The 17,801-nt window shown below is 67.1% G+C and carries 19 protein-coding genes and 1 tRNA gene; 10 read left to right on the top strand and 10 right to left on the bottom strand.

Features of this window, described 5'->3' with window-relative positions; genetic code table 11:
* Positions 1-20 precede the first annotated feature (20 nt).
* Positions 21-722, top strand: coding sequence for a hfsB (locus ACR9FL_RS07980; protein ID WP_296172219.1), 702 nt, complete (start codon positions 21-23; stop codon positions 720-722).
* Here the strand turns inward: ACR9FL_RS07980 and ACR9FL_RS07985 are convergent.
* From ACR9FL_RS07985 to ACR9FL_RS08005, 5 genes are read right to left on the bottom strand one after another with little or no spacing between them, the layout of a single operon-like run.
* Positions 719-1,669 (bottom strand): glycosyltransferase family 2 protein, encoded by a 951-nt coding sequence (locus ACR9FL_RS07985; protein WP_436357956.1) that lies wholly within the window; start codon positions 1,667-1,669, stop codon positions 719-721. The genes ACR9FL_RS07980 and ACR9FL_RS07985 overlap by 4 nt on opposite strands.
* Positions 1,666-2,409 (bottom strand): polysaccharide deacetylase family protein, encoded by a 744-nt coding sequence (locus tag ACR9FL_RS07990; RefSeq protein WP_296172221.1) that lies wholly within the window; start codon positions 2,407-2,409, stop codon positions 1,666-1,668. The genes ACR9FL_RS07985 and ACR9FL_RS07990 overlap by 4 nt, the downstream gene beginning before the upstream one ends.
* The gene (locus ACR9FL_RS07995) at positions 2,406-3,338 is read right to left on the bottom strand and encodes a glycosyltransferase family 2 protein (RefSeq protein ID WP_436357957.1); all 933 of its coding nucleotides are present in this window, start codon (positions 3,336-3,338) and stop codon (positions 2,406-2,408) included. The genes ACR9FL_RS07990 and ACR9FL_RS07995 overlap by 4 nt, the downstream gene beginning before the upstream one ends.
* Positions 3,335-4,786, bottom strand: coding sequence for a lipopolysaccharide biosynthesis protein (locus tag ACR9FL_RS08000; protein WP_436357958.1), 1,452 nt, complete (start codon positions 4,784-4,786; stop codon positions 3,335-3,337). The genes ACR9FL_RS07995 and ACR9FL_RS08000 overlap by 4 nt, the downstream gene beginning before the upstream one ends.
* Positions 4,786-6,342: an exopolysaccharide biosynthesis polyprenyl glycosylphosphotransferase gene (locus ACR9FL_RS08005; RefSeq protein WP_436357959.1), complete on the bottom strand. Its 1,557-nt coding sequence runs from the start codon at positions 6,340-6,342 to the stop codon at positions 4,786-4,788. Before ACR9FL_RS08005 ends, ACR9FL_RS08000 begins: the two co-directional genes overlap by 1 nt.
* 136 nt (positions 6,343-6,478) lie before the next feature.
* On the opposite strand from ACR9FL_RS08005, the gene ACR9FL_RS08010 reads away from it, so the two are divergent.
* Both ACR9FL_RS08010 and ACR9FL_RS08015 read left to right on the top strand, forming a co-directional pair.
* Positions 6,479-6,570: transfer RNA gene (locus tag ACR9FL_RS08010), tRNA-Ser, on the top strand.
* A 144-nt stretch (positions 6,571-6,714) separates the two neighbouring features.
* The gene (locus tag ACR9FL_RS08015) at positions 6,715-6,930 is read left to right on the top strand and encodes a hypothetical protein (protein WP_436357960.1); all 216 of its coding nucleotides are present in this window, start codon (positions 6,715-6,717) and stop codon (positions 6,928-6,930) included.
* A 12-nt stretch (positions 6,931-6,942) separates the two neighbouring features.
* On the opposite strand, the gene ACR9FL_RS08020 is transcribed toward ACR9FL_RS08015, so the two are convergent.
* Entirely contained in the window at positions 6,943-7,167 is a 225-nt protein-coding gene (locus ACR9FL_RS08020) for a hypothetical protein (RefSeq protein ID WP_436357961.1), read from the bottom strand.
* Between the two features lie 286 nt (positions 7,168-7,453).
* Between ACR9FL_RS08020 and ACR9FL_RS08025 the strand changes: the two genes are divergently transcribed.
* The 4 genes from ACR9FL_RS08025 (at position 7,454) to ACR9FL_RS08040 (ending at position 11,392) form a co-directional block, all read left to right on the top strand.
* On the top strand, positions 7,454-8,851 hold the full coding sequence (locus ACR9FL_RS08025; RefSeq protein ID WP_296172226.1) for an ammonium transporter: 1,398 nt from the start codon (positions 7,454-7,456) through the stop codon (positions 8,849-8,851).
* 129 nt (positions 8,852-8,980) lie between these two features.
* Positions 8,981-9,658 carry a TorF family putative porin gene (locus ACR9FL_RS08030; RefSeq protein WP_296172227.1) on the top strand — a complete coding sequence of 226 codons (678 nt, stop codon included), beginning with the start codon at positions 8,981-8,983 and terminating at the stop codon, positions 9,656-9,658.
* 118 nt (positions 9,659-9,776) lie between these two features.
* Complete coding sequence (locus ACR9FL_RS08035; protein ID WP_105562281.1) at positions 9,777-10,079, top strand: SCP2 sterol-binding domain-containing protein; 303 nt, start codon at positions 9,777-9,779, stop codon at positions 10,077-10,079.
* Positions 10,080-10,183: 104 nt separating this feature from the next.
* Entirely contained in the window at positions 10,184-11,392 is a 1,209-nt protein-coding gene (locus ACR9FL_RS08040) for an acyl-CoA dehydrogenase family protein (protein ID WP_296172228.1), read from the top strand.
* Between the two features lie 67 nt (positions 11,393-11,459).
* Here the strand turns inward: ACR9FL_RS08040 and ACR9FL_RS08045 are convergent, their stop codons facing one another.
* Together ACR9FL_RS08045 and ACR9FL_RS08050 are read right to left on the bottom strand one after the other, a co-directional pair.
* On the bottom strand, positions 11,460-11,696 hold the full coding sequence (locus ACR9FL_RS08045; protein ID WP_436357962.1) for a hypothetical protein: 237 nt from the start codon (positions 11,694-11,696) through the stop codon (positions 11,460-11,462).
* Between the two features lie 60 nt (positions 11,697-11,756).
* Positions 11,757-12,362, bottom strand: coding sequence for a sigma-70 family RNA polymerase sigma factor (locus tag ACR9FL_RS08050; protein WP_436357963.1), 606 nt, complete (start codon positions 12,360-12,362; stop codon positions 11,757-11,759).
* Positions 12,363-12,535: 173 nt separating this feature from the next.
* Between ACR9FL_RS08050 and egtB the strand changes: the two genes are divergently transcribed.
* Positions 12,536-14,683: an ergothioneine biosynthesis protein EgtB gene (egtB, locus tag ACR9FL_RS08055; RefSeq protein WP_436357964.1), complete on the top strand. Its 2,148-nt coding sequence runs from the start codon at positions 12,536-12,538 to the stop codon at positions 14,681-14,683.
* A gap of 69 nt (positions 14,684-14,752) precedes the next feature.
* Here the strand turns inward: egtB and ACR9FL_RS08060 are convergent, their stop codons facing one another.
* The gene (locus ACR9FL_RS08060) at positions 14,753-14,983 is read right to left on the bottom strand and encodes a general stress protein (protein ID WP_296172232.1); all 231 of its coding nucleotides are present in this window, start codon (positions 14,981-14,983) and stop codon (positions 14,753-14,755) included.
* Positions 14,984-15,202: 219 nt separating this feature from the next.
* Here ACR9FL_RS08060 and ACR9FL_RS08065 point away from each other — a divergent pair, with 219 nt between their 5' ends.
* Positions 15,203-15,478 (top strand): hypothetical protein, encoded by a 276-nt coding sequence (locus ACR9FL_RS08065; RefSeq protein WP_436357965.1) that lies wholly within the window; start codon positions 15,203-15,205, stop codon positions 15,476-15,478.
* A gap of 1 nt (position 15,479) precedes the next feature.
* On the opposite strand, the gene ACR9FL_RS08070 is transcribed toward ACR9FL_RS08065, so the two are convergent.
* Positions 15,480-16,181 (bottom strand): MBL fold metallo-hydrolase, encoded by a 702-nt coding sequence (locus tag ACR9FL_RS08070; RefSeq protein ID WP_296172235.1) that lies wholly within the window; start codon positions 16,179-16,181, stop codon positions 15,480-15,482.
* A gap of 171 nt (positions 16,182-16,352) precedes the next feature.
* On the opposite strand from ACR9FL_RS08070, the gene tig reads away from it, so the two are divergent.
* A complete protein-coding gene (gene tig / locus ACR9FL_RS08075) occupies positions 16,353-17,696 on the top strand; it encodes a trigger factor (protein ID WP_436357966.1) in 1,344 nt (447 codons plus the stop codon).
* Positions 17,697-17,801: the final 105 nt, after the last annotated feature.

Genomic DNA, 17,801 nt, shown 5'->3' on the forward strand with positions numbered 1-17,801 from the left:
ATGAGCGCGTAACCGATTCGATGGTCGATCTGACGACGGAAATGGCGGGACTGTGGGCGGCGCTGGGACCAGCGTCGGCCCATCGCGGTCGCGTGATCCAGTTCGTTTCGGCGACCAGCGGCGAGGGGACCTCGACCGTGGCGCGCGAGTTCGCGCGGCTGGCGGCGGTGCGCGCCAGAAAGCCCGTCTGGCTGATCGACGGCGACCTGGCCCAGCAGGGCCAGTTGGACGCGATCGCCGCGGAACCCGAGCGGTTCGGGCGCCTGGCGGCGCCGGTGAAGGCTTCGCCCGACGGTTCAGCCTTCTACGCCGTGACCCCGCCGATGCGCGGCCGAGACGGATTGCCCGTGCCGCCGGCGCGTCTGATGACGGCGCGAGCCTGTCTGGGCGGACGGTTGTTCGTCACGCGGTTCCATATGGAGCTGACCCGCGCCGGCCAACGGGTCGAGCCGCTGGGCGAGGCGCGCTACTGGGCGGCGCTGCGTCGCCACGCCGACACCGTGGTCATCGACACGCCCGCCGCCGACCGCAGCGACATGGCCATCACCCTGGCGCCCTTTATCGACGCCACCATCCTGGTGGTTGCGGCCGAGACCACGGCGGCTGGCGAACCGGTCGCTCTGAGGGACGAGATCGACGCCGTGGGCGGCCAGATCGCCGGGGTGGTGATGAACCGCTCGACCTGGTCGCCGCCCGCGATTCTGAAGCGCCTGGCGGGCTAGGTCGACTGCCGGTTCAGGCGGTCCAGTTCACGAGCGCCGTAAAAATGCGGCTCGAAACCCTTCATCCAGAACAGTTTTCCTAGGCCGCGCGCGCTGCGATCCAGCATGTCTGCGCGTTGCGGGCTAGCGATCAGCGTCAGGCCTGCGGCGGCGAGGGACCAGACGCCGGCCTGGACCGCGCCAATGACCATCCAGCGGGCGACGCTGGGCCAGTCGCGCGCGGCGGCGGCGGTCTGGCTGGGGCCTTGCCCATAGGCGAAGGCGCGGGTCAGGGCGTAGCGCAGCGTGGCGCGATGCGGAGGCGCGAACTCATCCACCCAGGCGTCGGCGGCCCAACCGAAACGACCGCCGCGCGAAGCCAGGGCTGCGAACAGGACGTCGTCCTCGCCGCCTGACTGGTCTGCGGCGGTGTTAAAGGGGGCGGCGCCTGGCAGGGCCGTCGCCCGCACCAGCAACGAGTTGCCGCAGCCGTGCGGGATGTCGATGAGCCCGCTGGCGGCGGGGCCTTCGCGGCCGAAGAAGCGTTCCAGATAGGGCGTGGTCCAACCGGTTCCGTCCGGCACGCGCCCGCGAATGGGACCGAAGACGGCGTCGGCTCCGGTTGCTGCCTGGGCGGAGAGCAGGGCGGCCAACCAGCCGGGCGAGGCGGCCTCGTCGTCGTCGAGGAAGGCGATGAGGGGGGCGGTCGTGGCGGCCAGGCCTTCGTTGCGCGCCGTAGCGACGCCGGGACGCGGAGCGTGACGCCAGACCAGCGGAAGCGAGGTTTCGGCGGCGAGGCGCGCCGTCAGTTCGCGCGAGCTGGCCTGGGGGTCGTTGTCAACGACGATGATCTCGCGCAGGCGATCCGTAACGCCCGCCTGGGCCAGAACCGACCGGACGGCGCGCTCCAGGCTGTCGGGCCGCCGCAGGGTAGGGATGATGACGGCGACGTCGGCCGAGGCGTTCATGCGGCCAGAACCTCGCCGACGGTGCGGATGTCGCAGCCGGCCGTTCGGGCGTGGTCGATCAGGCGATCAAGCGCGTCGGGCGTGCAGCCCCAGGGCGACGGGGTTTCGCGCACGTCGTGGGTGTAGAGGATGAGCCAGGCTCGCTCGGCCACGGCGCGGTCGATCCAGGCGCGGGTCAGCGCCTCGCCGTCGGGGCCTTCGATGCCGACGCCGGGCAGTTGGTTGCGGTCGCCGCCGTCATGGACCAGGGCCTTGTGCACCCCGCGCAGCGAGGCGTAGCGGGCGCCCAACTGCTTCTTGGCGCGGGGCGAAACCTCGCCATAGGGATAGGCGAAGTGAAGCGGGGCGGCGCCGAGGCCGCGCAGAGCGAGGTCGTTGGCGTCGAGATCCGCTTCCAGAGCAGCCGGGGCCGTGCGGTGGCAGTCGACGTGGTCGAGGGTGTGGCCGGCGACCTCATGTCCCTGATGGATCAGGGCGCTGATTTCGGCGGCGTTGGCGAAGCGCCCCATATGACCGTCCCGTCCGAACAGGCCGGCGCAGACGTAGAAGGTGCCGCGCGCGCCGTGCTTCTCCAGCGCCTGAGCCCCCGCATGGGCGGCGCTGGCGGGAATGTCGTCGAAGGTGAAGCTGACCACGGGGCGGTCCAGATCGAGCCGGGCGGGGCGTCGATGGGTCAGGCGGGCCAAACGGCGGCGCAGCTTGCCCTTCAGGCTGACGTCGGGGGTATAGGGCTGGATCATATCGCCTCCGCATAGAGGGCGACGCGGTAGAGCCGCAGGCTGAAGGCGCGAAGGCGGACGGGCAGGACAGAGGTCTGCGCCGCCCGCCGGAAAAGGGGGCGGATCGTCTTCAGGCCCGGCACGGCCTGCAGGCGGCGCGCGACGCGGTAGCTGGGATAGGCGGAGACGAAGTCGGGGTGCTTGGCCACGACGCGAGCGAAGTTGGGCGCCGACTGCTCGTACTTGGCGGCCAGGGTCTCGACGGTGTCCAGACCCATGTGGGTGGCGGGGTTGTCGATATGCTCGACCTTGAACCGGCGCGACACGCGCATGGCCCATTCCACGTCTTCCCAGCCCCAGCCGCTGAAGCCGGGGTCGAAGGCCTCGGTCTCGAACACGTCGCGGCGGACCAGAAGGTTCGAGGTGAAGACGTATTTTTCGGGCTGCAGGGCGCGCTGGTCGGCGGCGATGCAGTCGGATCGGGCGGCCATGTTGCGATGAACCGCGAAGCGGGCGTCGTCGGGAGCCTGCAGCAGGGAGAAGCCGCCGAAGGCCACGGCTGTTTCGCCCGCGCGGGCCAGATCGGCCCAGGTCTGCACGAAGCGGTCGTGATCCGGGCGCATGTCGCTGTCGAGGAACAGGAGGCTGGACCCCCGCGCGGCGGTCGCCAGCCGGTTGCGTCCGATGGAGCGGCCCTCGTTTCGTGACAAGGAGATCAGGCGGATCGGCAGGGCGCTGGCGTTGATCCGAGCGATCAGCCGAGCCGTCAGGCTCGCGTCGCCGGTGCCGTCGTCCAGCAGGATCAGCTCGGCGGCTCCGTCCAGCCCGTCGGCTTCACGGTCCAGGAGAGCGATCAGGGCGTCGGGATCGTCGCGCAGGAAGGGCACGAGGATCGACAGGGCCGGGCGGGCGGCTTTCCAGGCCGAGTTGTCGTGAACAATGGCGGTCATGCGGTCGCCCTGCGAGCCTGAATGGCGCGCAGCAGTCTTTGGGCCAGCTCGCGCACGCCGCCCGCGTTCAGTGCGAAGGCGCAGACGCCATAGACGGTCGCGCCGACCGAGGCGTCCAGCATCAACTCGGGGAAGCCGCCGATGGGCGGCAGGAACCAGACGGCCAGGGCCATGACGCCGCAGCACAGGGCGCACTGAGCCAGGGTGGTCCAGGGCGTCGGCAGGGGCAGGATGCGGCGCCCCATGGCCCAGGAGGCGACCAGGCCGACCGCGAAGCTGGCCGCGGTGGCCCAGGCGGCGCCCAGAACGCCAAACGGCGGGATCAGGACGATGTTGAGGATGACGTTGGAGATGGCCGGCACGCTCATGGCCGCCAGCAGCCAGCCGGTGCGACGGCCGAGGGTGAAGGCCTGATGGAAGTAATAGACCGTCATGCCGGCCAGCAGCGACGACAGGGCGATCCAGGGCGTGACCAGGGTGGCGGCGTGACGCAGGTCCTCGCCGATCATGAACTCCGACAGGGGGCGGGCGACCAGGGCCACGCCGACGGCGGCGGGCAATCCGATCAGGATCAGGGTCGAGGCCTGCTCGCGGGCCGCGGCTTGCAGTTGCTCGCGTCCGCCGCGCTCCAGCGCCATCACCAGGGCAGGCGTCCCTGCGGTTCCCAGCCAGATGAAGAGGACGTCCAGGGTGCGGTTGGCGATGCTGTAACCGGCGTGATAGGCGCCGACCGCCGCCTCATCCATGAACATGGCCAACAGGAAGCGGTCCGTCGACGCCAGCACCAGGGCCAGGCCGAGAGAGGCGGCGATGGGATAGCCGTAGACGGCGTAGCTTTTCAGCCGTTCGTGATCCACGACGCCGCTGCGCGCCTCGCGCAGTTCGCCAGGCAGGATGAAGGGCAGGGCGAACAAGGGGGCGATCAACAGGCCCGCCAAGGGCGAAGACGCGCCCCCGCCGGAAAGGGCGATGGCGGCGCCGACGCCGAAGCCGGCCAGGGTGTTCCAGATGTCGAGGCTGGCGGCCTTGCGCACCTCGCCCGCCGCCCGATAGCGCTCCTGCGCCAGCTTGGTCAGACAGCAAACGGGGATGCCGAGCAGGGCCACGCCGATGGGCAGGCGGAAGCTGTCCGGCATGGGCCAGAGCCAGATCACCAGAGCCGCCAGCGGCAGGAACAGGGCGGTCATGATGAAGGCTGTGCGATACAGGCTGGCGAAGTGGCTGGCCATGTCGGCGCCGTCGCGCTGGGCGGCCCAGAAGCGGGCCATGGCGGCCTCAAGCCAGCTGAAGGTCGCCACATGCGCCAGGGTCATGACCGAGAAGGCCAGGGCGTAGCGGCCGAAATCCTCGGCGCTGAGCAGGCGTGTATAGACGACGACGGCCAGGAAGCCGACGACGCCCTGAATGATATTGGCGGGCAGATAGCCCAGCACCCCACGCCAGAACATCAGCGCACCGACATCCGGTCGCCGAGCAGGACGGGGATGGTGACGGCGATGATCCAGAGGTCGAGCCAGAAGGACTGGTGCTCGATATAGTCGATGTCCAACTGGACCCGGCGTCGCACGTCGGGCGCGGTATGCATGGGGCCGCGCGAACCCTTGACCGCGGCCCAGCCGGTCATGCCGGGCTTGATCCGGTGGCGATGGGCGTAGTCGGCGACCAGGCGGGCGGACTCGATCTCGCCGGTCTTCATGCCGATGGCGTGAGGGCGAGGGCCGACCAGCGACATTTCGCCTCGCAGCACGTTCAGAAGCTGCGGCAGTTCGTCCAGGCTGGTCGCGCGCAGGAAGCGCCCGATGCGGGTGATGCGGTCGTCGTCCGCCGTCACCTGCCGGCTGGCCGTGGCGTCGGCGTCGGCGTGGCGCATGGTGCGGAACTTCCACACCACGATTTCTTCCTGATTGAAGCCGTGGCGGCGTTGTCGGAACATGGCCGGCCCGGGGCTGTCGAGGCGCACCAGCAAGCCGATGAGAAGCAGCAGGGGCGACAGCAGAATCAGGCCGACCGACGCCAGAACCATGTCCTGCAGGCGCTTGTTGAAAGCGCGCCGTTCAGGATCGACGGGACCCTCCAGCGGGGCCATCGGGGATTGCGCCAGCTTTTCGAGCGCGGCGTTGCGCTGCTCGGCGGTCTTGGGGTCGATCAGCAGGGTCAGGCGAATGGGCAGGGCGTTCAGGCGGGCGGTCAGGTCGCGCACGCGCGCCTCGGCCTTGGGGTCGATCGCCAGGACGATCTGGTCGATATAGGGGGTCAGCCGATGGTTCAGCAGGGCGTTGGCCTCGCCCAGCACCGGCACGCCCTCGACGGCGTCGGGCGAGCGCGCCAGGCGATCGTCGAAGACCCCGAGGACGTTGAGGTCGCGGCGTTGCAGCGCCTCCCGGATCAGGCGCTCGGCATGACGGGTGGCGCCGACGACGGCGATGTTGGGGGTTAGCGCCCCCTTGCGTCGCCAGTCGCCGACCAGAAGGCTCCAGACGGCGTGCAGAGCCAGCATCAGGCACAGCAGACCGAGGCTCCAGCGACCATATTCGGCCCAGGGCGCCGCTTCACCATGCAGGATTAAGCCGGTCGCAAAGGTCGCGGCGACGCCGCAGGCGACAACGGCGGCGACCGACGCCAGATGCGACAGGAGGCCGTGGCTCTTGTCGAACCGATAGAGACCGAGGGACCGGAGCAGGCCAAGCACGGCCAGGCCGCCCAGTATCAAGGGGATCGCGTCCGTCAGCCGGGCCGACAAGAAGGCTCCGCCCGACACCTGGGCGACGCCGACGGCCGTGGCGGCGATGAGACCCGCAATGTCCAGCCCGCGGAAATAGAAGACCCGAAGCCGGGTGGCGTTGCGCTGGCGCGTGTTGAGCCAGATGTCCGGCCGGAAGGGTCCGCGCCGCGCCCGGCCGGGAGCGGCGTGCGAATCACGCGCGACAGCAGCCGAATCGCGCGCTTGCCGCGTTCTGGCGCTGGGCGCGTCCGCTGCGGGAAGGAGGGTGTCTGCCGGCGACATGAGACGAACGTTGTGATCCTAGGCGAAGATTAGGGGCTATTTCCTTGCACGGCGGGTGTCTATCCCCCGTTAACGTGATTGATTGCGCTTAGCTTGTTGCGCGCCGTCAAATGACGGGCTATCCACGCCGCCTGCCGGAGACGTGGCCGAGTGGCTGAAGGCAACGGTTTGCTAAATCGTCGTACCCTGTAAGGGGTACCGAGGGTTCGAATCCCTCCGTCTCCGCCAGAAACCCCGCCTGGGGTTTCAGCCATCCCCTTCAAGCAAACTCAGAACATCGGACTTCTTGCGAGGGCCAGGTCAAAGGCTGCGCGGGAGCGCGTGACGGTTTGTCTGGCGATGCTAGGGTAAGGCTCCGTCAAAGGAGGTCTGATGCCCCGTCGCGCCCTGAAGATCCTGACTGTCCTTGCTGCCTGCTTCATGGTTTCGGGCTGCTATTCCTGCTCTCTCAATGGGGGATGGGAGGGGCAGATGAATCCATTCTGCGTTGAGGCGGGCTCCCTGGTTGAACCGATTGCGCTGCCGGACAGCGTGGCAAGCGCGTCGAGTGACGAGAGCCTGATCCGGGGGCGTCGAGGCGCCGCCTGATGTCGAGCGTATTCAGGCTTGGGATTTCTGTCGGCTCGCTGACCGCGCGTCGCCTGGAGCGGGCGAAGGGGCGGCCGAGGCGTCGAGGGGCTGGGCCAGGTCCCTGGCCGATACTCCGTTCTGACGCAGGATGCGGCGGGCGATATCGGGCGCGCCGATCAGGGGCATGGGCTGGCCGAAAGTCTCACGCCACAGGCGATTCAGATGGGCGTCGTCGGGGGACAGCTGGGGTTTCATGGCGCGCCTCGCGTCGGTGTTGCGCGGCATCCTAGACAGGAGCCGGGGCTCGCCGTCGTAAATGGCTGTAAAATCGCTGATCGTGGGTCGTTCTGTCGCATCTGGAGCTTGGTTTTTAGAGAAAAATTTCAAAATCGCTCAAGAATTCTCCATCCCGTTTCTAGATGGCGTCAATGGATGGTGACTTGTGGGTTAAAAATTCTCTGAGCGCTGCATTTTTCCTCTTGTCGATCTCGCAGATGCAATAAACAGTTCGCAACTGCGAAACGCATGAGGGGATACGCGCATGACGCAGTTCAAGAACAGCTTACCGGGGCTTGTCGCCCTGCTTTGTCTAACCGGCGGATTGTTCGCGGTGGGAGCGGCGCTCGCAGCGCCCGACGCCGCCGCCGTCGCCAATATCGCCAGTGCCGCTGTAACAGCGTCGGAGCCTGCTCCGGCGCTGTTTTCACATCAGGTTCCGCTTGAGCTCGATGCGGCGGGCACGGCCTGGCTGGGGACCTCCACCGCCCTGGTCCTGCTGATGACTCTGCCGGGTCTGGCGCTCTTCTACGGCGGCATGGTGCGCCGCAAAAACGTGATCGCCACCATCACCCAGTCTGTCGCCGCCTTCGCTGTGGTGTCGCTGACCTGGTTCATCGCCGGATACACTATCGCCTTCGGCACGAACGGCGACGCCGGGGTCAATCAGTACATAGGCAGTCTGGACGCCCTGTTCCTGAACGGGGTGACGGTCGATACGGCCCACAGCCTGCTGCCGGGCATACCGGAGTTCCTCTGGGTGTCGTTCCAGTTGACCTTCGCCATCATCACCCCGGCGCTGATCACCGGGGCCTTCGCCGAGCGGCTGAAGTACTCGGGCATGCTGCTGTTCACGGCCCTGTGGTCGCTGGTGGTCTATGCGCCGATCGCCCACTGGGTCTGGGGCGGCGGCTTCCTGGGCGCGCAGGGCGTGCTCGACTTCGCCGGCGGCGCGGTGGTGCACGTCAACTCGGGCGTGGCGGGCCTGGTCTGCGCCCTGTTCCTCGGGCCGAGGAAGGGTTACGGCGTCGAGCCCATCACGGCGCACAACCCGGTTCTGACGATGATCGGCGCCTCGTTGCTGCTGGTCGGCTGGATCGGCTTCAACGCCGGTTCGGCGGGCGCGGCCAACGGCCTGATGGGCGCGGCCCTGATCAACACCCTGCTGGCGGCGGCTGCGGCCTCGCTGGCCTGGAAGTTCGTCGAGGTGGTCTACAAGAAGAAGTGGTCGCTGATCGGCGTCCTGTCGGGCGTCGTCGCGGGTCTGGTCGCCATCACCCCGGCGGCAGGCTTCGTCGATCCCAAGGGCGCGGTCATCATCGGCCTGATCGCCGGTCCGGCCTGCTACGTCTCGTCGGTCTGGCTGAAGAAGCTGCTCAAGTATGACGACAGCCTGGACGCCTTCGGCCTGCACGGCGCGGGCGGTCTGGTCGGCGCCCTGCTGACGGGGGTCTTCGCCTCGACGGCGATCAACAGCCTGTCGGAAGGGGCCAATATCGGCGCCCAGGCCCTGGGTCTGGTCTGGACCATCCTGTGGAGCGCGGTCGGCACTCTGATCATCCTGCTGATCTGCAAATACACCACGGGCCTGCGCGTCACGGACGAGCAGGAAACGGAAGGCCTGGACGCCCACCTGCACGGCGAAGTGCTGGACGGCGTCTGAGGCTAGGGGGCGGGACGCGGCGCCTCCCCGCCGCGTCCCATTCCCCGACAACCGAGGCCCGGTCGCGCTCCATCAGCGGCCGGATGAGTAGGCGTAGCCAATAACAATCAGACTTTGAGGGGATATGTCATGAGAGTTGCACTTGCTTGCGTTTCACTACTGGCCCTGACCGTGGGGGCGGGTGCCGCTCAGGCGCAGTCCGCGCCGGAGGTGGCCTTCAATATCGGCGTGGTCAGCGACTACGTCTTCCGCGGGGCCAGCCAGACCGATGAGGACCCGGCGATCCAAGGCGGGATCGACGCCACCTTCGGTAGTTTCTACGCGGGAACCTGGGCGTCCACAGTGGACTTTGGCGACGATACCGACGCCGAGGTCGATCTGTATGGCGGCTATCGCACCGAGGCGGCGGGCTATGCGCTGGACTTCGGCGTCGTCGGCTACTTCTACGTCAATGAGCCGAGCGCGTCGGACTACACCTATGTCGAGTTCAAGGCGGCCGCGTCGCGGGCCATCGGGCCGGCGACGCTCGGCGCGGCGGTCTATTATTCGCCTGACTTCTTCGGCGTGGACGACGAGGCGACCTATCTGGAGGCGAACGCCGCCTATGCTCTGGCGGACAAGTGGACCGTGTCCGGCGCGGTCGGCCATCAGTGGCTGAACGTCACCGACGACTACACCACCTGGAACCTGGGTCTGGCCTATGCCCTGACCGACAATCTGGCGGTGGACGTGCGGTATCATGACACGGATGTGGACGGGCCGCTGACCGACGACCGCTTCGTGGTGGGGTTGAAGGCCGCCTTCTAGGGATCGGCAGGGGCGGCGACGCGGCGCGACCGGTCGCCGCTTTCCCTAGCGTGATCTTGGCGCCGCCTTCACAGCGGGCTACGCCTGCGCCTCAATCTTGCTCTTGGGAGAGACGCACATGGACCTGACCACCGTCACTGAACACATCCGCGGCGCCGTCGGCGACAACTCGGGTCTTGGCAAGACTGTCAAGCTGGACCTCGGCGACGTCGGCAAGATCTTCATCGACGGCGCTTCGGTGCCGAACTCGGTGTCGAACGACGACAAGCCCGCCGACGCCACCGTCTCGATGAAGTGGGACGACTTCATCGCCCTGTCGGAAGGCAAGCTGGACCCGATGATGGCCTTCATGCAGGGCAAGCTGAAGATCGCCGGCGACATGATGATCGCCCAGAAGCTGGCGCCGCTGCTGAAGCGCTGATGCGTTTCTGAGGACCAGAACAAGGACGGCGCGGCTCCATCGGGGCCGCGCCGTTTTGCTATCGGCGCTCGCAGAAGCGCGGTGAAGAGTTTGAGGACACGATCATGGATTTCGCCCCCTCCGAACGCGGCCTGATGTGGCGTGAGCGCCTGTCGAGCTTCATCGACGCCCATGTGGTTCCGGCCGAGGCGGAATACCGCGCCCAGGTTCACGCCAATCCCAAGGTCCAGGCCCCGGTCATGGAGGCGTTGAAGGCCAAGGCGCGCGAGGCGGGGCTGTGGAACATGTTCCTGCCGGGCGAGCACGGCGCCGGGCTGACCAATCTGGAATACGCGCCGCTCGCTGAACTGATGGGGCGGCGGCTGTGGTCGGCCGAGGTGTTCAACTGCAACGCGCCCGACACTGGCAACATGGAGGTCCTGCACATGTACGGCGACGCCGCGCAGCAGGAACGCTGGCTGAAGCCGTTGATGGCGGGCGAGATTCGTTCGGCCTTCCTGATGACCGAGCCCGAGGTGGCGTCCTCGGATGCGACCAATATCCAGACCAGCATCGTTCGCGACGGCGACCACTATGTGATCAACGGTCGCAAGTGGTGGTCGACCAACATGGCCCATCCCAACGTCGCCGTGACCATCGTCATGGGCAAGACCGACCCTGAGGCGGCGACGCACCAGCAGCAGAGCCAGATCATCGTGCCGACCGACACGCCGGGTTTCCGCGTCGAGCGGATGCTGTCGGTGTTCGGCTACGACGAGGCGCCGATCGGCCACGCCGAGGTGGTGCTGGAGAACGTCCGGGTGCCGGTCGAAAACCTGATCGCGGGCGAAGGACGGGGCTTCGAGATCGCGCAAGGGCGGCTGGGGCCGGGCCGCATCCACCACTGCATGCGCGTGATAGGCGCGGCGGAGCGGGCGCTGGAGCTGATGGTCGAGCGACTGTTGAGCCGCACCGCCTTCCGCAAGAGCCTGGCCGAGCATTCAGTGTGGGAGCAACGCGTGGCCGAGGCCCGCACCAATATCGAGATGTGTCGCCTGCTGGTGCTGAAGGCCGCCTGGATGATGGACGAGGTGGGGGCCAAGAACGCCAAGTCCGAGATCGCCCAGATCAAGACGGCGGCGCCGAAGATGGCGTTGCAGGTCATCGACGACGCCATCCAGGCCTTTGGCGGGGCCGGCGTGTCCGGCGACACGCCCCTGGCGGAGCTTTACGCCACGGTGCGGACGCTGAGAATCGCCGACGGTCCGGACGAGGTGCACAACCGCGCCATCGCGCGGCTGGAATACGCCAAGCACGGCGGGCTGCGCCGCTAGATGACAACGGGGCCGTGGCGGTCGCCAGGGCCCCGTTGTCATGCCGCCTGGATCCGGTCCCAGGCCGCTACTGCCGCTTGTCGGGCCGGAACACCTGATGGCGATGGTGCGAGCCGATGCCGCCTTCGGTCACGTCGCTGATGAAGAAGTTTTCGCTGTGGCGATGGGGCGGCTCGGCGCCGAAATGCTGGCTGATCCAGCGAGCGAAACCGGTCTTCTTGACCTGTGGCTCACTCGCCTGGGCGGGCGACGGCGCTTCTGGATCGACGGGGTTTCGGACTTCATTTTCCATGGGGTTCATCATGGTCGACTCTCCCGGTTTCTGAAAAAGGGAACCGAGAAAACGAGGGGTCGTTCCTCCTGCCTAGCTGTCGCCGTGGATTACATTTTGGTCAGCTTTGACAGGGGGTTCCATCTCCAGCAATAGGGCCAGACGATGGCGCGCGCGATTGACGCGGCTCTTGATGGTGCCGACCGCGCAGCCCGAGATATCGGCCGCTTCCTGATAGGACAGGCCGGCGGCTCCGACCATGACGATGGCCTCGCGATGCTCTGGCGGAAGGGCGTTCAGCGCGGCCTGGAGCGAGGTCAGTTCGGCGCTCCATTCCTGGCTGGCCTCGGCGGTCAGACTGGCGGCGTAGCGGCCCTCTTCGTCGGGCACTTCGCGGCGGCGTTTGGCGGCGCCGGTGTACCAGCTGTTCCTCAGGATGGTGAAAAGCCAGGCCCGCAGATTGCTGCCCGGCTCGAACCGCGCCCGGTGCGCCCAGGCCTTTGTCAGGGTCTCTTGCACCAGGTCGTCGGCGTCGGCGGCGTTCCGCGACAGGGTGAAGGCGAAGGCGCGCAACGAGGGCAGGAGGTCGGTGATCGCATGACGCCAGTCGACCGGATCTACGATGCCGATGGGGCGGCGAGAGGCTGCATAGCTCGGGCCATTGTCCTGCGGCCCGTCAGGCACGCGAACATGGGGCATGCAACGGGAATCCTGAAGCCGGGCGGCGCGATCCGACAGTGGAGGGCGCGTGGCGGAAACGCGGGCTCTGCGCGACCGTTCCGCGCGGCGACGCCCCTTGAACACACGGAACCGCGTGCGTCAGGCGGCATTCAAAAGAGCGGATGGATCAGCTTTCAGCGAGCATCGAGCGAATGAGCCACCCTCTCAGGGCTTCCCGGATCGTGGAGCAGGACGCGGCGGTCTATCGGCGAGTGAGGTCGCGGTTGCGGCGTCTTGCCGAAGGGCTGACGGCGGAGGACCTGGCGGCCCAGTCCATGCCGGAAGCCAGTCCGGGCAAGTGGCATCTGGGCCATGTCAGCTGGTTCTTCGAGGCGATGATCCTGGCGCGGCGGTTGGACTATGTTCCCGTTGATGAGCGCCTGAACCGGCTTTTCAACTCCTACTACGAGGCGTTGGGCGAACGGGTGGAGCGGGCCGAACGGGGGCTGATGACGCGGCCCTCGCTGGATCAGGTCATCGCCTATCGTGATGAGATCGACCGTCGCATGGAGGCGAGACTGGCCGAAGGCCTGGAAGACGATCTGGAACGCTATCTGTTCGACCTGGGGCTGCACCACGAGCAGCAGCATCAGGAGTTGTTCCTGATGGACATGCTGAACCTGATGTCGCGCTCGCCGCTGGACCCGGCGGCCTATGCGGTCGAGCCGCGAGAGAGCGTGGTCGAGGCCTGCAGGGGCGGCTGGGTTTCGTTCGAGGGCGGGTTGAGCGAGATCGGCGCCGGGGAAGGGGGCTTCGCCTTCGACAACGAGCGGCCGGCGCACAAGGTCTGGTTGGAACCCTTCTCGCTGGCGGCGGATCTGGTGACGAACGCCGACTGGATCGAGTTTATCGACGACGGCGGCTATCGGCGGGCCGAGTTCTGGCTGGCGGACGGTTGGGCGCGGGTGAAGGCGGAAGGCTGGACGGCGCCCCTCTACTGGCGCGAGGAAGTGGCCGGGTGGAGCGCCATGAGCCTGAGCGGGCGGCGGCCCGTTGATCCGGCGGCGCCGGTGCGGCACGTCAGCTTCTATGAGGCGGACGCCTTTGCCCGGTGGTCGGGGCGACGGCTGCCGACCGAGGCGGAGTGGGAGCATGTCGCCAGGACCGATGCCGGCGCCCTGTCCAACCTGACGGGCGAGGTCTGGCAATGGACAGCCAGCGCCTATGCCCCCTATCCGGGGTTCCGGCCGACCGAGGGGACGGCGGCGGAATACAACGGCAAGTTCATGGCCAATCAGATGGTCTTGCGCGGCGGGGCCTTCGCCACGCCAGAGGGCCATGCCCGTCCCAGCTATCGCAACTTCTACTATCCGCATCAGCGCTGGATGTTCGCGGGCGTGCGGCTGGCGACGGACGGGGCGCAGATCGAGGACGAGGGTGCGCATGACGCCTTTCGCCAGGATATGATCGACGGCCTGTCGCGTCGGGTGAAGGCCCTGCCGCCCAAGTGGTTCTATGACGCAGAAGGCTCGCGGCTGTTCGAGGAGATCACCCGCCTGCCCGAGTATTATCCGACGCGGCAGGAGGCGGCGCTGCTGCGGCGTGTTGCGCCTGAGTGGGCCGCGTGGTTCGGGGCAGGCGCGGTGCTGGTCGAGCTGGGGTCGGGGGCCAGCGAGAAGACGCGCATTGTGCTGGATGCGGCGACGGCCCTGGCGGCCTATGTCCCCATCGACATCAGTCCCACGGCGCTGAACGAGGCGGCCCTACGCATTCGCGCCGCCTATCCGGGGCTGAAAGTCCTGCCGGTGGTCGGCGATTTCGAGCATTTGACCCCGCCGCCGGCCGAGGCGGGGCCGGGGCGTCGGATCGGCTTCTTTCCCGGATCGACCATCGGCAATCTGACGCCAGAGGCGGCGGTCGCCTTGCTGCGGTCGGCGCGGGCGGTTTTGGGGGAGGGCAGTCTGTTCATCCTCGGCGTCGATCTGGTGAAGTCGCCTGAGATTCTGGTCGCGGCCTATGACGATGCTCAGGGGGTGACGGCGGCCTTCAACCGCAATCTTCTGGTCCGCGCCAATCGGGAGCTGGGCATGGATTTCGAGCCCGAGGCCTTTGCCCATGTCGCCGTGTGGAACCCCGAGCATTCGCGGATGGAGATGCACCTGAAGGCGACCCGGCCGATGACGGTGCATCTGGGCAAGCTGGCCTTCCGCTTCAACGGGGGCGAGACCGTCCACACTGAAAGCTCGCGCAAGTTCGACCAGGCGTCAGTGGCGGCGCTGGCTCAGGCGGCGGGTTGGGAGTTGGAAGCCTTCGAGGTCGGTCCAGATCCGGCGGTTGGACTGGCCCTGCTGACGGCCTGAGTCGGCCAGCGCGCAGCAAAAAGGCGGCGCAGCTTTGGACTGCGCCGCCTCAATGTCAGACGGAAAGGCTCAACCCTTGGGCGGGGCGTCGCTGTCGGTCTTGTTGCGCGAGCCGTGCGAGGCCTCGCCGCCCTTGCGGCCGGCCTGGGCCGCCAGGCTGCGATCCTGAGAGAAGCTGCGCTTCTCGCTGGGGACGCTGGCGCCGCCCTTGCGGGCGATCTCGCGCTGGCGTTCGGGGTCCATCGAGGCGAATCCTCGTTTGGAAACACCCGACCCGCGGGTGGGCTGACCTTCGGCCATTTCGGCTGTTCCTTTCAAAGACGGTGGCGCTTGCCGGAAAGAACCCGGCGCCGTCGATGCGGTTCCGAACAAGAACGATTTCCTTGTTCTGTAGGCGGCTGGTTTGGCGCGCGTGCGGAGGCGGCGTGGCGAGCGGGCGATCAGAGAGGCGCGTTCGATCAGGAACCCGCGGGACGTCGACGGGTTGAAAAACGACCCCTCAAAATCCGGAGATCGCTCATGGCAGAACCTCGCACATCCGCCTTGCCCGAAGACATCGTCAACGGCGCCTCGACCGAAGGGCTGAGGCTGGAAGAGGCGGCGGACGCCATCATCGCCAGAGGCGCCCAGCCGCGCCCGATCCACGAGGCGGTCCGCGAAGATGCGGCGGAGGCGCGCGCCTGGGCGGACCGACGAGTCAAGCGGGCGCGCGACGCCATTCGCGACGAGCCGATGCGAGCTTCGCTCTATGCGTTGGGAATCGGCGTGATTATCGGCCTGCTGGCCGCGCGCTAGATCAGGAGGGGCCTGACGCCGGTCGGGCGATGGGCGCGCGCGACATGGCCTGATCCGAGACATAGGGATTAGTCCGACGCTCGGCCCCAAAGGTCGAATGCGGGCCGTGGCCCGGCACGAAGGTCACGTCGTCGCCGAGCGGCCACAGCTTGGTGGTGATGGCGTGCAGCAGGGCGGCATGATCGCTGCGTGGGAAGTCGGTGCGGCCGATCGAGCCCTGGAACAGCACGTCGCCGACCTGCGCGAAGCGAGCCTCGCGGTTGAAGAAGACGACATGACCGGGCGTGTGGCCAGGGCAGTGGAGGACCTCCCAGGTCGTCTCGCCCAAGGTCAGCGTCTCGCCGTCGGCCAGGAAGCGCGTCGGGGTGAAGGTGCGGGCCTCGGGCAGGCCGTATTTCTGACCCTGGGTGGGAATCAGGTCGATCCAGAACTGGTCCTCGACATGGGGGCCAATGATGTCGACGCCGGTTTTTTCCTGCATGTCCGCCGCGCCGCCGGCGTGGTCGAGGTGGCCGTGCGTGATCCAGATAGCGTCCAGCGTCAGGCCGCGGCGCTTGATCTCGCCCAGAATCGCATCCGCCGAGCCGCCGGGATCAATGACGGCGGCCTTGTTGGTCTTGGTGCACCAGACGGTCGTGCAGTTCTGCTGCAGCGGCGTGACGGGCGTGATGAAGACGCCGATAGGGGCAGGGGACTGGCTCATGGCCTTTCAGATAGCGAGGCGGCGGCGGCAAAGGAACCCGCGCGCGTTGACCTTTCGGCCCCTTCTCGACATAAGGGCGGGCTTCGAGGCGCCGCTCCAAAAGGGCGGCCCTATTGCTTTATCCACCGCGCGCGCCGTTCGGCGTCGCCACAGAGCGTCAGAATCCCGACCATGCAAGTCGTCGAAAAGTCGAACGAAGGCCTCAGCCGCGTGCTCGCGGTGACCATCCCGGTAGCCGAGCTGAACGAAAAGCTGGAAGCGCGCATCAAGGAAGTTGCGCCCCAGATGAAGCTCAAGGGCTTCCGTCCGGGCAAGGTGCCGGCCGCGCACGTCAAGAAGACCTTCGGTCGTGACTTCATGGGCGAAATCATCAACGCCTCGCTGAACGAAACCAGCCAGAAGGCCCTGGACGAGGCCAAGCTGCGCCCGGCCGCCCCGGCCGAGATGAAGCTGATCTCGGACATGGACAAGGTCATCGCCGGTCAGGAAGACCTGGCCTATGAAATGTCGCTGGAAGTCATGCCCGACTTCACCCCGGTCGACCCCAAGACCCTGAAGCTGGACCGCCCGACCTACACCGCTTCAGACGAAGATCTGGACGAAGCCCTGAAGGAACTGGCCTCGCAGGCCAAGTCCTATGAGGACAAGACCGGCAAGTCGGTCAAGGCCGCCGAAGGCGACCAACTGACCATCGACTTCGTCGGCAAGCTGGACGGTGAAGTGTTCGAAGGTGGTTCGGCCGAGGACGCTGACCTGGTGATCGGCTCCAACCGCTTCATCCCGGGCTTCGAAGAGCAGCTGAAGGGCGCCAAGGTCGGCGAAGAGAAGACCATCGAGGTCACCTTCCCGGAAGAATACCAGGCCAAGAACCTGGCCGGCAAAGCCGCCACGTTCGACGTCAAGGTCAAGGCCATCAAGGCCGAAGCCGAAGCCAAGATCGACGACGAGTTCGCCACCCGCATCGGCCTGGAGTCGCTGGACAAGCTGAAAGAGCTGCTGAAGGCCAACCTGGACCAGCAGTACGCCGGCGCCGCCCGCTTCAAGCTGAAGCGCGCCCTGCTGGACCAACTGGACGAAGCTCACGACTTCGCCCTGCCGCCGAAGATGGTGGACGCCGAGTTCGAAGGCATCTGGGCCCAGGTGTCGGCTGACAAGGACGCCGGCCGTCTGCCGGAAGAGGACGCCAAGAAGTCGGAAGACGAACTGAAGGCCGAGTACAAGAAGATCGCCGAGCGCCGCGTGCGCCTGGGTCTGGTGCTGGCCGAAATCGGTCGCGCCAACAACGTCGGCGTGACGGACCAGGAACTGTCGGGCGCCATCATGGCCGAAGCCCGCAACTACCCGGGCCAGGAGAAGATGGTTCTGGACTTCTATCGCCAGAACCCGAACGCCGCCGCCCAGCTGCGCGCGCCCATCTATGAAGAGAAGGTCGTCGACCTGATCGTCGGCATCGCCGAGGTCACCGACACCCCGATCTCGAAGGAAGAGCTGCTCAAGGAAGAAGACGAGGGTTGATCGTCAAAAAAGAACCGCGTTACGGTTTTTTGATTCCGATCCAGACTACTGGAGTCGCATGATGAAGGGGCCGCGCAAGCGGTCCCTTTTTCTGTTGGCGGGATA

Origin of the sequence: Brevundimonas sp. CEF1, assembly GCF_051353055.1 — a bacterium.
GTDB lineage: Bacteria > Pseudomonadota > Alphaproteobacteria > Caulobacterales > Caulobacteraceae > Brevundimonas.

What these genes read in the sequence shown, in the direction of transcription:
- ACR9FL_RS08045 (WP_436357962.1), bottom strand. Translation starts at nt 11,696, where the DNA reads ATGATGAACCCCATGGAAAATGAAGTCCGAAACCCCGTCGATCCAGAA.
- ACR9FL_RS08065 (WP_436357965.1), top strand. Translation starts at nt 15,203, where the DNA reads ATGGCAGAACCTCGCACATCCGCCTTGCCCGAAGACATCGTCAACGGC.
- tig (WP_436357966.1), top strand. Translation starts at nt 16,353, where the DNA reads ATGCAAGTCGTCGAAAAGTCGAACGAAGGCCTCAGCCGCGTGCTCGCG.
- ACR9FL_RS07990 (WP_296172221.1), bottom strand. Translation starts at nt 2,409, where the DNA reads ATGATCCAGCCCTATACCCCCGACGTCAGCCTGAAGGGCAAGCTGCGC.
- ACR9FL_RS08040 (WP_296172228.1), top strand. Translation starts at nt 10,184, where the DNA reads ATGGATTTCGCCCCCTCCGAACGCGGCCTGATGTGGCGTGAGCGCCTG.
- ACR9FL_RS08020 (WP_436357961.1), bottom strand. Translation starts at nt 7,167, where the DNA reads ATGAAACCCCAGCTGTCCCCCGACGACGCCCATCTGAATCGCCTGTGG.
- ACR9FL_RS08030 (WP_296172227.1), top strand. Translation starts at nt 8,981, where the DNA reads ATGAGAGTTGCACTTGCTTGCGTTTCACTACTGGCCCTGACCGTGGGG.
- ACR9FL_RS08000 (WP_436357958.1), bottom strand. Translation starts at nt 4,786, where the DNA reads ATGTTCTGGCGTGGGGTGCTGGGCTATCTGCCCGCCAATATCATTCAG.
- ACR9FL_RS08070 (WP_296172235.1), bottom strand. Translation starts at nt 16,181, where the DNA reads ATGAGCCAGTCCCCTGCCCCTATCGGCGTCTTCATCACGCCCGTCACG.
- ACR9FL_RS08005 (WP_436357959.1), bottom strand. Translation starts at nt 6,342, where the DNA reads ATGTCGCCGGCAGACACCCTCCTTCCCGCAGCGGACGCGCCCAGCGCC.
- ACR9FL_RS07980 (WP_296172219.1), top strand. Translation starts at nt 21, where the DNA reads ATGGTCGATCTGACGACGGAAATGGCGGGACTGTGGGCGGCGCTGGGA.
- ACR9FL_RS07985 (WP_436357956.1), bottom strand. Translation starts at nt 1,669, where the DNA reads ATGAACGCCTCGGCCGACGTCGCCGTCATCATCCCTACCCTGCGGCGG.
- ACR9FL_RS08015 (WP_436357960.1), top strand. Translation starts at nt 6,715, where the DNA reads ATGCCCCGTCGCGCCCTGAAGATCCTGACTGTCCTTGCTGCCTGCTTC.
- egtB (WP_436357964.1), top strand. Translation starts at nt 12,536, where the DNA reads ATGAGCCACCCTCTCAGGGCTTCCCGGATCGTGGAGCAGGACGCGGCG.
- ACR9FL_RS08025 (WP_296172226.1), top strand. Translation starts at nt 7,454, where the DNA reads ATGACGCAGTTCAAGAACAGCTTACCGGGGCTTGTCGCCCTGCTTTGT.
- ACR9FL_RS08035 (WP_105562281.1), top strand. Translation starts at nt 9,777, where the DNA reads ATGGACCTGACCACCGTCACTGAACACATCCGCGGCGCCGTCGGCGAC.
- ACR9FL_RS08050 (WP_436357963.1), bottom strand. Translation starts at nt 12,362, where the DNA reads ATGCCCCATGTTCGCGTGCCTGACGGGCCGCAGGACAATGGCCCGAGC.
- ACR9FL_RS08060 (WP_296172232.1), bottom strand. Translation starts at nt 14,983, where the DNA reads ATGGCCGAAGGTCAGCCCACCCGCGGGTCGGGTGTTTCCAAACGAGGA.
- ACR9FL_RS07995 (WP_436357957.1), bottom strand. Translation starts at nt 3,338, where the DNA reads ATGACCGCCATTGTTCACGACAACTCGGCCTGGAAAGCCGCCCGCCCG.